The sequence below is a fragment of the Pantoea sp. paga genome (assembly GCF_007558755.1).
Taxonomy (GTDB): domain Bacteria; phylum Pseudomonadota; class Gammaproteobacteria; order Enterobacterales; family Enterobacteriaceae; genus Pantoea; species Pantoea agglomerans.
Window position 1 is genome coordinate 445466 of sequence record NZ_VLTF01000003.1, and the last position, 15684, is coordinate 461149.

Annotated in this window: 19 protein-coding genes and 1 riboswitch; of the genes, 4 read left to right on the forward strand and 15 right to left on the reverse strand. The window is 52.8% G+C overall.

What is annotated here, in order from left to right:
- The 7 genes from FOV68_RS11920 to FOV68_RS11950 form a co-directional block, all read right to left on the reverse strand.
- The gene (locus FOV68_RS11920) at positions 1-759 is read right to left on the reverse strand and encodes a thiazole synthase (RefSeq protein WP_010247482.1); all 759 of its coding nucleotides are present in this window, start codon (positions 757-759) and stop codon (positions 1-3) included.
- A gap of 2 nt (positions 760-761) precedes the next feature.
- Positions 762-959, reverse strand: a complete 198-nt coding sequence (gene thiS, locus FOV68_RS11925) for a sulfur carrier protein ThiS (RefSeq protein WP_031593393.1) — start codon at positions 957-959, stop codon at positions 762-764.
- Positions 949-1887, reverse strand: coding sequence for an FAD-dependent oxidoreductase (locus tag FOV68_RS11930; protein WP_143990931.1), 939 nt, complete (start codon positions 1885-1887; stop codon positions 949-951). Before FOV68_RS11930 ends, thiS begins: the two co-directional genes overlap by 11 nt.
- 131 nt (positions 1888-2018) lie before the next feature.
- Positions 2019-2138: riboswitch (TPP riboswitch) on the reverse strand.
- Between the two features lie 63 nt (positions 2139-2201).
- A complete protein-coding gene (locus FOV68_RS11935; protein WP_143990932.1) occupies positions 2202-2747 on the reverse strand; it encodes a cysteine hydrolase family protein in 546 nt (181 codons plus the stop codon).
- A 247-nt stretch (positions 2748-2994) separates the two neighbouring features.
- A complete protein-coding gene (locus tag FOV68_RS11940; protein ID WP_010247494.1) occupies positions 2995-3309 on the reverse strand; it encodes a helix-turn-helix transcriptional regulator in 315 nt (104 codons plus the stop codon).
- Positions 3310-3325: 16 nt separating this feature from the next.
- Positions 3326-4444: an alkene reductase gene (locus tag FOV68_RS11945; protein ID WP_143990933.1), complete on the reverse strand. Its 1119-nt coding sequence runs from the start codon at positions 4442-4444 to the stop codon at positions 3326-3328.
- Between the two features lie 267 nt (positions 4445-4711).
- A complete protein-coding gene (locus tag FOV68_RS11950) occupies positions 4712-5245 on the reverse strand; it encodes a hypothetical protein (RefSeq protein WP_255473675.1) in 534 nt (177 codons plus the stop codon).
- Positions 5246-5311: 66 nt separating this feature from the next.
- Here FOV68_RS11950 and FOV68_RS24385 point away from each other — a divergent pair, with 66 nt between their 5' ends.
- Positions 5312-5866 carry an AAA family ATPase gene (locus FOV68_RS24385; protein ID WP_255473676.1) on the forward strand — a complete coding sequence of 185 codons (555 nt, stop codon included), beginning with the start codon at positions 5312-5314 and terminating at the stop codon, positions 5864-5866.
- A gap of 91 nt (positions 5867-5957) precedes the next feature.
- Here the strand turns inward: FOV68_RS24385 and FOV68_RS11960 are convergent, their stop codons facing one another.
- The 3 genes from FOV68_RS11960 to FOV68_RS11970 all read right to left on the reverse strand — a co-directional run bounded on the left by FOV68_RS11960 (position 5958) and on the right by FOV68_RS11970 (position 7898).
- Complete coding sequence (locus FOV68_RS11960; protein ID WP_143990935.1) at positions 5958-6386, reverse strand: GFA family protein; 429 nt, start codon at positions 6384-6386, stop codon at positions 5958-5960.
- Positions 6387-6571: 185 nt separating this feature from the next.
- Entirely contained in the window at positions 6572-7201 is a 630-nt protein-coding gene (locus tag FOV68_RS11965) for a LysE family translocator (protein ID WP_010247507.1), read from the reverse strand.
- Between the two features lie 187 nt (positions 7202-7388).
- On the reverse strand, positions 7389-7898 hold the full coding sequence (locus tag FOV68_RS11970; RefSeq protein ID WP_031593401.1) for a GNAT family N-acetyltransferase: 510 nt from the start codon (positions 7896-7898) through the stop codon (positions 7389-7391).
- 63 nt (positions 7899-7961) lie between these two features.
- Here FOV68_RS11970 and FOV68_RS11975 point away from each other — a divergent pair, with 63 nt between their 5' ends.
- Complete coding sequence (locus FOV68_RS11975; protein ID WP_143990936.1) at positions 7962-8540, forward strand: XRE family transcriptional regulator; 579 nt, start codon at positions 7962-7964, stop codon at positions 8538-8540.
- Between the two features lie 127 nt (positions 8541-8667).
- Here FOV68_RS11975 and FOV68_RS11980 read toward each other — a convergent pair whose 3' ends face one another.
- The 3 genes from FOV68_RS11980 to FOV68_RS11990 form a co-directional block, all read right to left on the reverse strand.
- Complete coding sequence (locus tag FOV68_RS11980) at positions 8668-9699, reverse strand: methionine synthase (protein WP_031593403.1); 1032 nt, start codon at positions 9697-9699, stop codon at positions 8668-8670.
- A 27-nt stretch (positions 9700-9726) separates the two neighbouring features.
- Positions 9727-10707 carry a DUF1852 domain-containing protein gene (locus tag FOV68_RS11985; protein ID WP_143990937.1) on the reverse strand — a complete coding sequence of 327 codons (981 nt, stop codon included), beginning with the start codon at positions 10705-10707 and terminating at the stop codon, positions 9727-9729.
- A 454-nt stretch (positions 10708-11161) separates the two neighbouring features.
- Positions 11162-11872, reverse strand: coding sequence for an IclR family transcriptional regulator (locus FOV68_RS11990; protein ID WP_143990938.1), 711 nt, complete (start codon positions 11870-11872; stop codon positions 11162-11164).
- Between the two features lie 172 nt (positions 11873-12044).
- Between FOV68_RS11990 and FOV68_RS11995 the strand changes: the two genes are divergently transcribed.
- Both FOV68_RS11995 and FOV68_RS12000 read left to right on the forward strand, forming a co-directional pair.
- Positions 12045-12737, forward strand: coding sequence for an RraA family protein (locus tag FOV68_RS11995; RefSeq protein ID WP_143990939.1), 693 nt, complete (start codon positions 12045-12047; stop codon positions 12735-12737).
- A complete protein-coding gene (locus tag FOV68_RS12000) occupies positions 12737-13687 on the forward strand; it encodes a hydroxyacid dehydrogenase (RefSeq protein ID WP_143990940.1) in 951 nt (316 codons plus the stop codon). The genes FOV68_RS11995 and FOV68_RS12000 overlap by 1 nt, the downstream gene beginning before the upstream one ends.
- Before the next feature lie 538 nt (positions 13688-14225).
- On the opposite strand, the gene FOV68_RS12005 is transcribed toward FOV68_RS12000, so the two are convergent.
- Positions 14226-14783, reverse strand: a complete 558-nt coding sequence (locus tag FOV68_RS12005; RefSeq protein WP_109651219.1) for an OsmC family protein — start codon at positions 14781-14783, stop codon at positions 14226-14228.
- Between the two features lie 55 nt (positions 14784-14838).
- Entirely contained in the window at positions 14839-15612 is a 774-nt protein-coding gene (locus FOV68_RS12010; RefSeq protein WP_143990941.1) for an SDR family NAD(P)-dependent oxidoreductase, read from the reverse strand.
- Positions 15613-15684 lie beyond the last annotated feature (72 nt).

Consider the following 15684-nt stretch of genomic DNA (forward strand, 5'->3'; position numbering starts at 1 on the left):
TTAACTGAATTGTGCCAGACCAAAAATGGGCGTAGAAGCAGACGCCATGTCGCGCTGCTCCATCAATCCCGCCTGAAACGCCTCGTGTCCACCGTGGATCGCAGCAGCAAAGGCACCGGCCATGCGCACCGGATCGCGCGCTTTTGCCACCGCCGTGTTGAGCAGCACGCCATCAAAACCCATCTCCATCGCCTGAGCCGCCTGGCCAGGTGCGCCAATGCCCGCATCAATAATCAGCGGCACATCTTTAAACCACGCACGCATAGCGCGCAGTCCCTCGATATTCCGCAGCCCCTGGCCGGAGCCGATCGGCGCGCCCCAGGGCATCAGCACTTCACAGCCCGCTTCCAGCAACTTTTCGCCGACAATCAGATCTTCCGTGGTGTAGGGAAACACCTGGAACCCGTCAGCGCAGAGAATTCGCGCAGCTTCAACCAGCGCAAAAGGATCGGGCTGCAGCGTGTCGGCATGGCCAATCACTTCCAGCTTGATCCACGGTGTGTCGAACAGTTCGCGCGCCATCTGCGCCGTCGTCACCGCCTCTTTCACCGTGTGGCAGCCCGCCGTATTCGGCAGAATACGTTTGTTGAGCTGTTGCAGCAGCGTGCGGAAAGCGCCGCCTTCACTGCCTTCCCGCCGCAGGCTGACGGTAATAATCTCCGCGCCAGACGCGTTGATCGCCTGATGCAGAATGTCCGGTGACGGATAACCGGCCGTGCCAAGCAGAAATCGGGATTGCGGAGTAAATTGATAGAACATAGTTAACCTCCCTGCATCGGTGACAGGATTTCGAGCTGGTTGCCCGCCTCAAGTTGCTGGCTGGTATAGCGGCTACGCGGTACAAACTCCCCGTTCAGCGCGGTGGCGACGGTCCGCGGATCGATCTGCTGCTCCGCCATAAGCTCCGCCAGCGTCGTTGCGCTGGTTTCAATCGTGCGTCCATTCAGTTCAACGCGCATGAGTTATCTCCTGAGTCAGTTGCAGCATAAGTTTTTCAGCCATGATCGGGGCCAGCAAAAAGCCGTGGCGGTAGAGGCCGTTAAGTGAGAAACGGCCATTTTCGTAGAGGACTTCCGGCAGGTTCTGCCGGTAAGCAGGACGCAGACCGGTGCCGCTCTCCACGATCCGCGCTTCGGCCAGCGCCGGATGCAGGCTGTAAGCGGCGCTGAGCAATTCCATCATCGCCCTGGCGCTGATCGGGCTGCTGTCGTGGCTTTCCACCATGGTGGCACCCAGCATGAAGTGGCCTCCGGCGCGCGGCACCAGATAGCAGGGAAAGCGCGGGTGCAGCAGCCGGACAGGACGGGAGAGTTGTACGTCGGATGTGTGCAGGATCATCATTTCGCCCCGCACGGCGCGCAGGGCTGGCTGCCGATCGGTGGCGTGGATACCACGGCAGTCGATGATTTTGCCGCCGGGTTTACCGCTGTGAACGGGGACGCCAGCCTGTTGCAGTTTGTCGCGCAGTTGCTGCAAGGCGCGGCGCGGATCGAGATGCGCCTCTGCGGCGAAAAACAGGCCGCGGGCAAAGCGGTTTTCCAGCGCGGGTTCAATGTCACCGGGAGAGACCCACTGATGCTGCTGCGTCATGCTGGCGAAGCGCGTGAGTTCGCGGCTGTCACGCGGCGGGGCAACTACCAGCGTGCCCTGCTGTTCCACGCCATCAACACGTTTCGCCCACCAGCTGGCCGCGTGCTGGCCCCATTCGATCACCTGTGGCGGTGCGCTTTCTGCTTCACACCAGGGCGCGAGCATGCCGCCCGCCCAGTGCGAGGCCGCACGGCAGTCAGGCTGAGTAATGACTTCGACGGTTTCTCCCCGCTCCAGCAGCAGCGTGGCGACACAAAGCCCGGCAACGCCGCTGCCTAGCACCGACCAGCGGCTCATGGTATCCACCGGACAGGAAAAGAAAGATTCAGGATGAGATTTTTCAATTTGGCCTCGTTATCAGTTAACGAAGACCCGTGATACAGAGGGAAAAGGCAGGAACGTCGCGAATGCGCCCCTGCGGCAAGTATCTGATGAGATACCCGTCTTCCTACGCCAGTATCAACTGGGTCAGGTTCTAAGGGTCGCTAAGCCGCGCGGTGCGCTATTAGCCTCTCAGTCTCTCTGGCGAGACTCCCCTGACGGGTTTAGTTGTAAGTTAAGCAGACAGCTTCGTCAAGCAGACTGCATGGAACCGGGTCAGAAAATCTGACTTAACCGGCAGAACCGAAATGCCAGTCAGTGGCCGTTGCCAGCGTCACAAAGGGTCCCGCCAGCGTCTGGTTGTGATGCGCAATAATCTTCTCCGCAGAGAGATGGGGATTATCGACGGTCGTGTGCGCATCGGAAATCAGTACGACGTTAAAACCCAGCTCAGGGGCTGCCCGACAGGTGGTATCAACACAGAACTCCGTTTTCATCCCCGCAATCACCAGTTGTTTAATGCCCTTTTGCCTCAGCTGAAGCTGCAGGCCAGTATCCCTGAAACAGCTGGGATATCTTTTGGTGAAGACGACATCACTCTGCGGGTTAACCTGCAATTCCGGGATCAGGCGCGTCAGCGGGCTTTGCTCGTTAAAAGGGGAATCATCCGGGCCGATATGGCGTGCGAAAAAGAGGGGGACGGCAGAATCCCGGGCTTTAGTAATGAGAAGTGAGATGTTCGACAAAATCGAATTTGCGGCAAAGGGAGCCTCGGGACCATTAAAAAGGCCCTGCTGCATATCGATAATTAAAAGTGCACTTTCAGATGTAACCAAGACCTGTCTCCATTCAGTTTTAAGAACGGAGAACAGCTCCCCGTCCGGTTCGGCGGGGAGTGAGAATCAGTTGTGTCAGGTGTCTGTCACAGAGTCGCTCACGCCGCCGCCAGGGGCGGTGGTGGTGGTGACGGTTGTGAAAGACTGAACTGACATAAACATTTTCTGACCCTGAGTTAATGCGTTCGGTGAAGTCACCCTCAGAAGGATGGCGCTGACATCTACATTACCCTGTACGCCGTCGCTTTTAAAGCGCCTGCAGCGATTGGGTTACTGCATCGGTTATTTCACGAATGCGCGGTTCGGCACGGCGATAGTAAGTCCATTTCCCGACTTTGCTGGCTTCAACCAGCCCCGCATTGTGAAGTGCTTTCAGGCATAACGAGGTGGCGGGCTGTGATAAGCCCGCCTTGTCCTGTATGAGGCTGGCACAGACGCCATACTGATCGAAGGGATAGAGCTGGGTATAGCCCGCAAACGCTTCGTCAGGATTTTTAAGCCACTTCAGCACTGCCACTCTGGTCGGGTTGGACAGTAACTTCAGGGCATTTTCGGGGGACATGCCGCCTCACAGAATATCAGGATGGGTAAAATGGATAGTCAGTATAGCCTTTCTCAGTGCCGCCATACAGGGAGGCGTGATCGACCTCATTCAGCGGATATCCTGTTTTAATCCGAGCGGGCAAATCGGGATTAGCGATGAATGAGCGGCCAAAACCAAACAGGTCGCCCCAGCCTTTTTCCAGCACATGCTGCGCTTTTTCAGCCGTGTAGCGACCCGAATAGATGATCGGAGAGCGGAATGTTTCCCGCAGCGCGACACGGAAGCTCTCTGGCATCTCCGGACTGTTGTCCCAGTCGGCTTCAGCAATGGAGAGATAGCCAACTTCCAGCTCGTTCAGCAGTGCTGCTGCGCGGATGTAGGTCGCGTGTGGATCACTTTCAACCAGGCCGAGATAGACGCGCTCTTCGTCGGTACTGGTAAACAGAGGAGCAAATCTGACGCCAACGCGGTGGCTGCCAAATACTGAGCTGACTCCCTCAACGACTTCACGCAGGAAGCGCAGACGATTCTCAGCAGAGCCGCCATATTCATCCGTACGGAAGTTGGTGTGCTCAGAAATAAACTGGTTAATCAGATACCCGTTGGCGGAATGCAGTTCCACACCGTCGAAACCGGCCGCTTTGGCATTCTCCGCCGCGCGTCGGTAAAGCTCTACGATCTCTTTAACTTCCGCTGTAGTCAGTGCGCGTGGCTCGCTGGGTGCGGTCAATATGCCGGCGCCTGGCCCGGTTTCAATAAATACCCGGACGTTATCGGCTGCGATGGCTGAAGGGGCAACGGGTGCCTGCTTGCCCGGCTGCAGTTCATTATGCGACACGCGGCCAACATGCCAGAGCTGGCAGAAAATCGTGGCCCCTTGCTGATGTACTGCCTCTGTAACCTTTTTCCAGCCTGCGATCTGCGCTTCGCTGTGGATCCCCGGCGTCCATGCATAGCCCTGCCCGCGAGGCTCAATCTGGGTGCCTTCGGTGATCATCAGACCCGCGCTGGAACGCTGGCGGTAATACTCCACCATCATCTCGCCGGGAATGTTGCCCGGTTGTTCACTGCGGCAGCGCGTCAGCGGCGGCAGTACAATGCGGTTACGAAGCTGAAGGTCGCCCAGACTCAAGGGGGTAAAAAGTGACGGCATGACAAAAAATCCTCTGATGTGTGAAGAGGCGACATTATATTTACACATTTAAATTTGTAAATGTGTAATCTGTGCTTTTTGTCCGGAGCGGTATCTGCGGTTTCTGGCAGAAGGTCACTATCTGGGTGGCGTGCTGACAGCGCGTGGATTAACAGTCTCTCAGCGCAGCGCCTGACTGCGTAAAGTCAGGAGGTGATCCTGCAGACGCCGCTTTCAGGCATATTGCTTCGCCGGGACGGAGGTGCTGCCTGCAGGATCATAAGAACATTAAGAAGCGTATTTTTCAGTGAACGCCTGCCACTGCTGGCGATAAACCTCCAGTTGACTGAGTGCGCCATCAATGGAGGGCTGTGCTTTGTTGTCAGGATTCGGCGTGGCACGAATCAAATCGGCAAAGGTGCTGAAGACAGAGTCCATATCACGGCCCGACTTCATGGCTTCCATCATCCCGGCCAGCTCCACCTGTGGCCGTGCGGTTGCGCTCTTAACCTGGCTGAGATAGTCACGTGCGCTCTCCTGCATGTCGCGTGTTCCATGACGTATGGCTAACGCCAGCGTATCCTGTGCTCCCAGCAACGTCTGACGTTCACGAATGGCGACTTTGACGCTTATCATCTCATCAGCAATCTCATTCGCCTGCTTCTGGTTATCGCCGGAGACATATTTTTCTATCAGTTTATGGAGCTTAGACTGCGTCAGGGTCAGCGCCATGGCTTCCGAGGTATCCGAATTATCGTACTGATTACGGCCCACCTGGCCTTCAGCCAGCACCTCGTGGAGTGCAGCGGCAAACTCATCCATAGCGGTCTGCTTATTGGCAGCCGCGCATTTATCCATTTCAGACAGGGTTAATTCAGAGGAAACGTTGTGAATAGTGCACTTCCATTAGACGCGCTTGGGCTACGCATTTGTATTATGGGTCCATCGAACAGCGGAAAATCGACCTTAGCTGAGGCCATTGCTCGCAAAACAGATCTACCAGCAGTTCATCTGGATCAGCTTCACCATATTCCGGGCAGTCAATGGGTGCCCAGAGCACCGGCAGAATTTCTCCATTTGCATGCTGAGGCGGTGAGTCAGGAAAGATGGGTGATGGAGGGTAATTACACCAAATGCATTGAAGAACGATTCGCTCGTGCCACCGGCTTAATTCTGCTGGATGTAAAAGTGACAGTGGCACTGCTGCGGTATATTCGCAGATGTTACTCATCCACGCCGCGTATTGGCGGTCTGAAGATTGGCAGAGAGCCGATGACCCTTGAGATGCTGAAATATATGATCTGTACTGCCCCGCAGAATCGAAAGCACCATAAAAAGCTTTACGACCAGGTCAGACTGCCAAAAATTCTGCTTCCTTCTCCCCGCGATGTTAAAGCCTGTTCTGACTACTGGGGATTACAGCTAACGAATAATGATCGATGAATACAGGCTGCAGGAATAACGTCTGTTTTCCGTTAATGGGGTCGCTCTGACTCAGTAACCTTTTTTGAAAAACAAAGAAGCACCACGGCCATCAATCAAAAAGCATTAAGCTTGTCAGAAGAGAGTCCAGCGAATCTACCGGCCCGGCATGATTTGTCTCGGAACGGATTGTGTCCCAGGGCATGGCGTCATCAGTACAATAATCACCAGTGCACTGCATATCGGCAGGCTCATTGAGTAAACCAACCGGAAGCCAGATATAAGGCCTGCCACGCAACCGGTTAGGCACTGTGGAGCCACACCTGGCGCAAAAATCGTTGCGATAACCTGTGGGTTTGCGCCATGACGCGATCTGGCTCTCACCAGAAACCCAGCTAAAGTCACTCTCTTTTACGATCGTTGCCAGGTTATAGCCGGTTCCGCTCTGTTTTCTGCACAGAGAACAGTGACAACGGTAATAGCGCGTGGGGGTTACTGATATTTCGAAAACAACGGTTTCACACAGACATGCGCCTTTCATTTCATCATCCTGTTCACTCAGATTCCTGGTTTGTCTGACTACCTGCGCGACCATAGTGGTGTTTGGGTAAGGGGCTGCTGAAGCGCTACCGGCTCCCTGTCACTTTAATGCCGCTCCGGCTCATTGCATGATCTTTTGCAGTTTTGAGCCAGAAGCGGATAACCCCTCGTACACCTTCATCAGTACTAACTGCGGCTGAATACCAGTTTCAGCCCTGCCAGCGCAAAGCAGCAGGCTAATAGCGCATCGAGTCCGCGACGAATGCGACGGTAGAATGCGCCCATCATGGCGGTTGAGAACAGCAGAGCATAACCGCCGAACACAACCACGCAAATCACCGCACAGCCGCAGATGATTATCGGCAGCGTGGCGGCGACCACATCCGGCTTCAGTGCAAACGACATAATGGCCACCCAGGTAAGAATCGCTTTGGGGTTGCCGATATGCATCAGGATACCCTGACGAAACAGTCTGCCATACGCGACACGCTCATCGCTGGCTTTAAAATCGCTGGCCTCAGTGCGGCGTAACGCAGATTTGCCGGCTTTAAACGCCAGCCATAACAGATATAACCCTCCGCCAATTTTTAACACGATCAGCAACTGTGCAAAGGTTGCCAGCACGGTCAGCACACCGCAGGCGGCGAGCAGCGCCCAGAGCATCGAACCACTCACGACACCCGCAGCCAGCGCCAGTGCGGCACCTCTGCCCTTTTTCATTGCCGTTCCCATTATCGCCATATTACTTGGCCCGGGACTGGCTGTAGCGACAAAGTAGGTGGTGAAGATCAGGATTAATTCGTGCGAAAGCGCCATGATGTCCTCTGCGATGGATTGTTATTAATCTGTTATATCGGCTGACGTACAAATTTGCTATCTCCTGGTTCGTTGCGGCTTCGTTTCTCGCTTTAAACGGCCTGCAGCAATCAAACGTTTTCCAGAGATAGCGGACTGCCCGGCGAGGGTCGGCAGCAGCATCAATGGATTCCCTTTCAGGGACATCTCAGGGTCGTTTACGGTCATCCAGACGCAGCTGCAAAAATGTCAAATCCAGCCAGCGTCCAAACTTAGTTCCAACTTCCGTCATTCTGCCGGACTCAATAAATCCCAGTTTTTTATGCAGGGCAATGGATGCCGCATTTTCCGATTCAATCGCCGCCACCATAACGTGCTTCCCGGCTTCGCGAGCAAGCTGGATAAGCCCCTGCATCAGGGCGGCACCCGCACCTTTACCTCGTGCATCTTTATGAACGTAAACCGAATGCTCAACCGTATGACGATATCCGTCCCAGGGACGCCAGTCACCATAAGAGGCATATCCCAGCACGGTATCATCATTGTCTGTCGCCACAATCACAGGAAAACCGGCCTGCTGGCGGCTGTTTATCCACGCGATGCGGTTAGCCACATCAATACGATTTTCATTCCAGATGGCGGTGGTGTTAAGCACCGCGTCGTTATAAATCTCTGCGATGATTTCAGCATCGCCTTCAACAGCCGCACGGATAATCATGGTGGACACCCCTTTGCTAATTTACTAAAGTAGATGAATTGTTCACTATGATAAATATCCATTATGTTAGATCAAAAGTCCAGCAAAGAAGACAGCCTGAACATCCGCATCGGTCAGAAAGTAAAACAGGAAAGGGAAAAACGAGGCTGGTCACTTACCGAGCTGGCTGATAACTCAGGCGTTTCACGGGCGATGATCCATAAGATTGAGCGTGGGGAGAGCAGCCCGACGGCGGTTCTGTTAGCGCGCCTCTCAGGCTCTTTTGATATGACTATCTCACAACTGCTTGCTCAGACCGAAGTGCAAACCGGAACGCTGGTCAGGCATGAAAACCAGCCGGTGTGGCAGGATCCGGAAACCGGCTATCTGCGTCGCCATGTTTCACCGGGCGAGATGCCGGTCGATCTGGTCAGCGTCGAACTGCCGGCAAATACCACCGTGCCGATGCCGGCAATATCATACGTTTCAAGACGCCAGCTGATATGGGTAATTGAAGGGACACTGACTTTTGAAGCAGGTTCCAGCACCTATGAGATGGCTGCTGGCGACTGTCTGGAACTGGGCGATCCGGCTGATTGCGTTTTCAGAAATAAAACGACTAACGGCTGTCGATATGCCGTTATCGTACTCCGGCCTGCCTGAGCAGGCAGAGGGCATAACTCCCTGAGTAAATCGACCATTGGCAGAGGGATGATTGTCACTCAGTCCGGCTAGTGATCGCCTTTCAGGAATCAAATCGGCAGCCGGACTGAATCTGCTCAGGGAAAGATTATTTCCCCAGAATCTCTCTGCGGACGATCTCAGCGCCCGCACTTAACGCATGCAGTTTGCCATTGGCAACCTGACGCGGCAGTGGAATCATGCCGCAGTTGGTTGAAGGATAGAGATTTTCAGCATCCACAAACTGCAGCGCTTTGCGCAGCGTGTTTGCCACTTCTTCAGGTGTCTCAATGGTATGAGTTGCCACGTCGATGGCACCGACCATCACTTTTTTACCGCGAATCAGCTCGATCAGATCCATCGGAACCCGCGAGTTCTGACACTCCAGCGAGACAATATCGATAGCCGAACGCTGTAATTTAGGGAAGACCTCTTCGTACTGACGCCACTCTGTACCCAGAGTTTTCTTCCAGTCGGTATTCGCTTTAATGCCGTAGCCGTAGCAGATATGAACCGCGGTTTCACACTTCAGACCTTCGATGGCGCGCTCTAACGCGGCGATGCCCCAGTCATTCACTTCGTCGAAAAAGACGTTAAACGCAGGCTCATCAAACTGAATAATATCCACGCCAGCGGCTTCTAATTCTTTGGCTTCCTGATTCAGAATCTTTGCGAATTCCCAGGCCAGCTTTTCGCGACTTTTATAGTGATTGTCATAAAGGGTATCGATCATCGTCATCGGACCCGGCAACGCCCACTTAATAGGACGATCGGTCAGCTTACGCAGGATTTTCGCATCTTCAACAAACACGGGCTTCTGACGTGAGACTTCACCCACCACGGTCGGGACGCTCGCATCATAGCGATTACGGATTCGAACCACTTCACGCTTTTCAAAATCCACACCGCTGAGGTGTTCAATAAACGTCGTCACGAAGTGCTGACGGGTCTGCTCGCCATCGCTGACGATATCAATACCAGCCCGAACCTGATCGTCCAGACACAGACGCAACGCATCTCTTTTGCCGTCGACTAACTCTTCATTCTGCAGTTTCCAGGGTGACCAGAGCACCTCTGGCTGCGCAATCCAGGAGGGTTTAGGCAAGCTGCCAGCAGTAGATGTCGGTAATAAGGTTTTCATAGCAGGTGACCTTCTATATTTAATTAATCAAAGAACGGATTCAGCAGACCATTGCGCGAGAAGTGTCTGATTCGGCTTAATAAAATGCGTCTCAGTAAACTTACCCTGTTCGACGGCCAGGCGGCTGCGTTCTTCGCGATCGTAAACAATCCGGGTTAACGAATAATCCTGATGCTGCAGCGTGGGCTGATAGCACTGTCCCGCTGCAGAATTCGCGTTGTAAATTTCAGGGCGATAGATCTTCTGGAAGGTTTCCATGGTGCTGATGGTGCTGATCAGCTCGAGATTGGTGTAATCGCTGAGCAGGTCACCGTGGAAATAGAAAGCCAGCGGCGCAACACTGCCCTGTGGCATGAAGAAACGCACTTTCAGACCCATTTTTCCGAAATAGAAGTCAGTCAGGGAAGGTTCATCCTGCTGATATTCAATGCCCAATACCGGATGCTGATTACCGGTGCGCACGTAGGTGTTTTTGCTCGATACACTCAGGCAGATAACCGGCGATTTACTGAAGTTCTCTTTATAGGCCGCTGAGTTCACGAAACTTTTGAAAATATTGCCATGCAGCTGACCAAAATCATCCGGCAGGCTGAATTCAGTCTGACCTTTGTTATGTTCAGACAGAACAACGCTGAAATCATAATCACGCACATAAGAAGAGAAGTTATTGCCGACAATCCCCTCGCTGCGCTGACCGGTTTTATGATCCACGATATGCGTTTTTAAAATCTCAATCGCCGGGAACGATTCGTCGCTGCTTCCGGGACGAAGATTCAGCTCAGCAGAAATAATCTCAAGTTCAACTGAGTAGCGGTCGCCCTTTGGATTGTCCCAGTGCGCCAGAGAGTTGAAACGATTGTCGATCATCACCAGGGCATTGTGCAGGTTTTCCTGACGTTTTTCGCCGCGCGCTAAATTAGCGAAGTTAGTCGTCGCCCGCGTATTTTTCGAAGGATTATAGTTTTCGTCGAAACGAATGCGCTTGAGGGTAAAGGCTAAGTTGTTCATCGCTATCGGGTATCCTGGTCGCTGATATGCGTTGTTGCTTTTAAGGGTTATCCAGCGTGGCTATCCCTTTACAACTATTCATATGACTCAAAGTTATTAACAATTCTTACTTTATGCCTCAACACAAGGTTGAAAAAAAGTGATTAAATTTCAATGAACATGAAGGAAATTCATGTTGAGGCAGTAAAGCGGGGAAATTTTCATGAGGCTGCGAGCCTTTTAACACCTGAGGTAAAATCCGGGTGTAAAAAGCCTCGCACAAAAAGGGCTTAACAAGAGATGTCAGAGGTGGCGTGATCTTTCGCCTCAACTTATGGCAAGCAGGCTTTCATAATCAGGCACGCCAGCATGCGGTTAGTCATTAGCGGAAATCAATCGGTTCCCACCCGCAGAGCGTTAAAACGCAGCACGGATGCGGCAACTAAAACGTTCCGGTCACAGCTAATTAAGACGACTAAATTTTATAAACGTTATCACACATCACTTTATGTGCGCCTGATTTTACCGAAAGCCTGCAGGCTGCCTCTTTCATCAGTTTTCCCATCTCACTGTCGCGCATCGACTGCGTCAGACGTGAAGCCGGACCGGTTAATGCCAGCGCCGCGAGCAGTTTGTTACCTTCACCAAACACCGGTACGGAGAATGCCGCGATATGCGGATCGCGGATACCTGACGTGAACAGCGGGAGTTCAGGTACAGAGTCAAACAGGGATTCATTCAGCCCCCAGTAACGAAGCACCTGCCCGATGGCCGAATTATCCAGCGGCAGATAAGTGCCGGGCAGACGTGTTTCACGCAGTCCCTCAGAGGGCTCCGCTCTGAAAAGACAGAGTCGTTGACCGTTTTCAATCACATACCATGTGGCGCTTTCGCCTGTCGCAGTCGCCAGTGCGTGAAGTTCAGGCTGAACGATACTGGCCAGATGAAAGGATTGTTCATAGAGCTTGCCCAGATAAAGCAGTCTTGGCCCAAGGGTATAAACGCCATTGTCGCGACGAATGACATAGTTCATGCGCTCAAGTGAGTTCATCAGCCGATAAACTGTCGTTTTATGGTACCCCGAAAGCTGCGCCAGCGCGGTCAGCGTCAGTGATTCCTCACCAGGCCTGAAACAATCCAGCAGCGCCAGCGCTTTTTCTACGGCAATTACGCCTTCATTCCCCATCGGTACGTTCTCCTGTTTGCGACGGCAGGCAGTTTACCGTGCAATTTGTGATTCACATCGTATTTACATCACAAATGAATGCTTAACACTGGTGCGAACTCAATTAACATCGATATAGTAGTTTTATATTGTACAACTTAGTTGTGCCTGGTAAAACAAAGAGGATTAATCTATGCCCCATGCAGAGAATACCTTCATCAATCGCGACATTATCCGTATCGCACCAGAGCGCGTAAAACAGGCTGCTCAGTTTCAGGCGGCGATCCTTGCTGATGTTGCCGGACGACGCGGAACGCTGCACGGTCGCGTAAAACCTGTGTCCCCCACAATGAAAGTCGCCGGACCGGCTATCACTGTCGAGGTGAGACCGGGCGACAACCTGGCGATCCATGCCGCGCTGGCGATTGCCCAGCCGGGCGATGTCATTGTGGTCGATGGCAAAGGCGATATCAGCTGTGCATTAATCGGTGAGATAATGTCCACCCAGGCAGAAGCCTCCGGCATCGCCGGAATTATTATTGATGGTGCGGTGCGTGACGCCGATGCACTGAGCGCAAACGGCTTCCCGGTTTTCTCTGCGGGCCTTAATCCCTGCGGCCCGACCAAGTCTATTGCGGGACGCGTCAACTACCCTATTTCTGTGGCGGGCGCAGCCATTCAGCCTGGCGATCTCGTCATCGGGGATATTGATGGCGTGGTGGTTCTGCCGCGTGAAGACGTTCCTGCATTGCTCGAACTGGCGCAGAAAAAACTCGATTTCGAAACCAGCCGTATCGCAGCCATTCGTGATGGCGACCTTCGCGCGCCGTGGTTAGAGAAAGCCCTGCAAACCGCTGGTATGCTGGTCGATGGAGAGACGCTCTGATGACAACCTCTTCTCCCGTGATTCTGGTAACGGGCAATGACCTGGCACCACAGGCAGTAAGCCTGCTTAGTGACTTCAGCATCGTTTATGCTGGCAAACAGCCCAGCGAAGATAGCCTGTTCCAGCTCTGCCAGCAGCATAACCCTGTGGCGATTATCGTCCGATATGGAAAAATCAACGCCCGCATTATGGATGCCGCGCCTGACCTGCGGGTTATTTCCAAACACGGAAGCGGCATTGACGTTATCGACCAAAAGGCGGCCGCTGAACGTCATATCAGTGTTCAGTCAGCCCCGGGGGCCAACGCAGCGGCAGTGGCCGAGCATACCTGGGCGTTGATTTTAGCCTGTGCCAAATCGGTGATACCGCTTGATCAGCGCATGCGCCAGGGGCACTGGGACAAATCGACCCATAAGTCGATGGAGCTGGAGGGCAGAACGCTGGGTCTGGTAGGGCTTGGCGCCATAGGCGGTCGTGTTGCCCGCATTGGCCGTGCTTTTGGCATGAAGGTTCTCGCTTATGATCCTTTTGCCAGAACCTTTCCTGATGAGTGTGAATCCTCCTCACTTGACGACCTGCTGCAACAGGCAGATGTCATTTCGCTGCACTGCCCGTTAACCGAACAGACGCAACAGATGATTAACGCTGAGAAACTGGCTCTGTTTAAAAAAGGCGCCATCCTGGTAAACACGGCGCGCGGTGGTCTCATTGATGAAGAAGCGCTGTTAGCGGCGCTGGATAATGGCACTGTCGCCTGGGCCGCACTGGACAGTTTTGCCACTGAACCCCTGACTGCGCCGCATATCTGGCAGAGTGTTGGAAATGTGATTCTGTCGCCACACATCGGCGGCGTCAGCGATAACTCCTACGTGAAGATGGGTACCGTCGCGGCCAGTAACATATTAAGCGTACTGGCAGAACCACTGAAAAATGAAAGTCCGGTAGCCTGAACCGCCCTCTCCAGCCGATCAGACAGGCAACAGCGCTGTCTGGTCGGCTGGTTAATGGGTTTAATCTGCTGCATTAGAGCGTAATGCTTAGCTGTCAGGATTTCCGATAAGAATCTTATTCTTTTCTATGCCGTCCTGGCTTACTTGCCTTCGCCCACATTAATGGGTTTATTATCCTTCAATCGTTAACGACTCTTCTCGCGTATTGAATGAGGTGGCTGCCTGCAGCGGTTTCTTTGAAGTGTTAATTGAAGGCATCTGTTATGAAGGATATGTCCGCTATGAGCGAAAAGTGGACAGGTTAACTGAAAGGAAGATGTCCGCTTTGTGCGATGAGCGGGCGTTAATGTCACCTTCACCAGAATAATCATTTGGTCGTTTAAACATCCTTTTCAGCTAAATTGAGCGGAGTGCGGTGAAAGTCGCACGCTCCGTTATCAGGAGAGCAAATGGCTATGCTTACATGGCTGTTAAGGTGAGATACTAAAAAGCGGATAAACTTTGCACTTATCCGCCCTGCTACATTCACACTATTCGCTTAGCCAACAATCTGATCGCCTTGCACTTCAATATTGTTCGCCAGATTCCAGCGGTTTGGCGAGGTTGCGATCACTACCTGGTGAATACGCTCAAACTGTTCAACAGTACCATCGCCTTTCACGCTAATCGTGTAGTTAATTTTGTCATAACCTGGTTTCACTTCGCTATCAAGGCCCATAAAACCGCGCAAATCTAAATTACCCGTGGTTCTGATTTCCAGTTTTTCGAGTATTACGCCTTCTGCGGCGGCAGCGATGACATAACCAACTGTCATACAGGCATTCAATGCGGCTAATAACAGTTCCTGCGGATTTGGAGCGCTTGCAACACCGCCCAGCGCGGAAGGTTCATCGGCCGCAATGATCATCGGCTTTTCCGCTATTGGCTGTGGCACACCTTGCACCGTCCATGGATTAACCGCAGCTTCGCTGCGCGTGCCACCACACCAGGTGGTAGTGACATCAAAACCGACAATACCTTTCTCAGAATTTGCAGCGACATCATCACGTAATGCGCCAATAGCCTGTAGGTCGATACCGTTAATCAAGTTAATCATGATTATTCCTCAAATTTCTTTCTCCGGCAGCCTGTTACCGCTACCAGCAACAATATTAGTTACGGCCAGCTATCACGCCGCCATCAATATCCCAAATAGCACCCGTCACCCAACTGGTTTTATCGGACAGCAGGAAAGCCACAGTTTCAGCAATATCACGCGGCGTGCCCACACGGTTAATTGGGTGGAAACTGTTGAAGCTGTCCATGACGCCGTGGACTTCTTCTTTCGGAATAAAGCCTTCGTAAATCGGCGTCTGCACTACCGCTGGCGATACCGCATTCACACGTATTCCGTTGCCGCCAAGCTCAATGGCCATGTTTTTGGTCAGTGCGTGCAGCCCGGCTTTCGCCATGGAATAAGCGGATGATGGTGTGGCACCAATTGCCTGTTGCGCCCACATTGATCCGATATTCACGATAGAACCTTTGATTCCCGAAGCCAGCATGTTTTTCACAACATCGCGGGTGATAAAAAATGTCGCGCGGTTGATGCTCATATACATGTCGTAATCCGCTTCTTCGTGCTCGGCAAAAGGTTTCGGGAAGAATACACCGGCAGCATTCACCAACAGGTCGATCTCACGGTGTTCGGCATTGACTACGTCCATTACATGTTTCATACCATTGGTCGTCATCAAATCAGCGATGATGGTGGTAACCTGGCCCAGAGGTGCCAACGCTTCACGTGCTTCTTCCGCTTTCTCATGGCGATTACCTACCAACACCACGCTGCCACCTTGCTCCAGAACCACGCGAGCTGTTTCCAGACCCATACCGCTTGTGCCGCCAACAACCAGAAGTTTTTTACCTGCGAATACGTTGCTCATGTTTATCTCCAGAATAAATTCTTTGTTAGTTGATACAGAGAAGAAGCTTGTCTCCCTGTCGATGAAAAGAAT

Excerpts from the sequence above, each read along its gene's own strand:
- FOV68_RS11940 (WP_010247494.1), bottom strand. The coding sequence starts at position 3,309 with ATGTCCCCCGAAAATGCCCTGAAGTTACTGTCCAACCCGACCAGAGTG.
- FOV68_RS11975 (WP_143990936.1), top strand. The coding sequence starts at position 7,962 with ATGTTAGATCAAAAGTCCAGCAAAGAAGACAGCCTGAACATCCGCATC.
- FOV68_RS11965 (WP_010247507.1), bottom strand. The coding sequence starts at position 7,201 with ATGGCGCTTTCGCACGAATTAATCCTGATCTTCACCACCTACTTTGTC.
- FOV68_RS11960 (WP_143990935.1), bottom strand. The coding sequence starts at position 6,386 with ATGAAAGGCGCATGTCTGTGTGAAACCGTTGTTTTCGAAATATCAGTA.
- FOV68_RS11995 (WP_143990939.1), top strand. The coding sequence starts at position 12,045 with ATGCCCCATGCAGAGAATACCTTCATCAATCGCGACATTATCCGTATC.
- FOV68_RS12010 (WP_143990941.1), bottom strand. The coding sequence starts at position 15,612 with ATGAGCAACGTATTCGCAGGTAAAAAACTTCTGGTTGTTGGCGGCACA.
- FOV68_RS11930 (WP_143990931.1), bottom strand. The coding sequence starts at position 1,887 with ATGAGCCGCTGGTCGGTGCTAGGCAGCGGCGTTGCCGGGCTTTGTGTC.
- FOV68_RS11985 (WP_143990937.1), bottom strand. The coding sequence starts at position 10,707 with ATGAACAACTTAGCCTTTACCCTCAAGCGCATTCGTTTCGACGAAAAC.
- FOV68_RS11945 (WP_143990933.1), bottom strand. The coding sequence starts at position 4,444 with ATGCCGTCACTTTTTACCCCCTTGAGTCTGGGCGACCTTCAGCTTCGT.
- FOV68_RS12000 (WP_143990940.1), top strand. The coding sequence starts at position 12,737 with ATGACAACCTCTTCTCCCGTGATTCTGGTAACGGGCAATGACCTGGCA.
- FOV68_RS11970 (WP_031593401.1), bottom strand. The coding sequence starts at position 7,898 with ATGATTATCCGTGCGGCTGTTGAAGGCGATGCTGAAATCATCGCAGAG.
- thiS (WP_031593393.1), bottom strand. The coding sequence starts at position 959 with ATGCGCGTTGAACTGAATGGACGCACGATTGAAACCAGCGCAACGACG.
- FOV68_RS12005 (WP_109651219.1), bottom strand. The coding sequence starts at position 14,783 with ATGATTAACTTGATTAACGGTATCGACCTACAGGCTATTGGCGCATTA.
- FOV68_RS11990 (WP_143990938.1), bottom strand. The coding sequence starts at position 11,872 with ATGGGGAATGAAGGCGTAATTGCCGTAGAAAAAGCGCTGGCGCTGCTG.
- FOV68_RS11980 (WP_031593403.1), bottom strand. The coding sequence starts at position 9,699 with ATGAAAACCTTATTACCGACATCTACTGCTGGCAGCTTGCCTAAACCC.
- FOV68_RS11950 (WP_255473675.1), bottom strand. The coding sequence starts at position 5,245 with ATGGATGAGTTTGCCGCTGCACTCCACGAGGTGCTGGCTGAAGGCCAG.
- FOV68_RS11920 (WP_010247482.1), bottom strand. The coding sequence starts at position 759 with ATGTTCTATCAATTTACTCCGCAATCCCGATTTCTGCTTGGCACGGCC.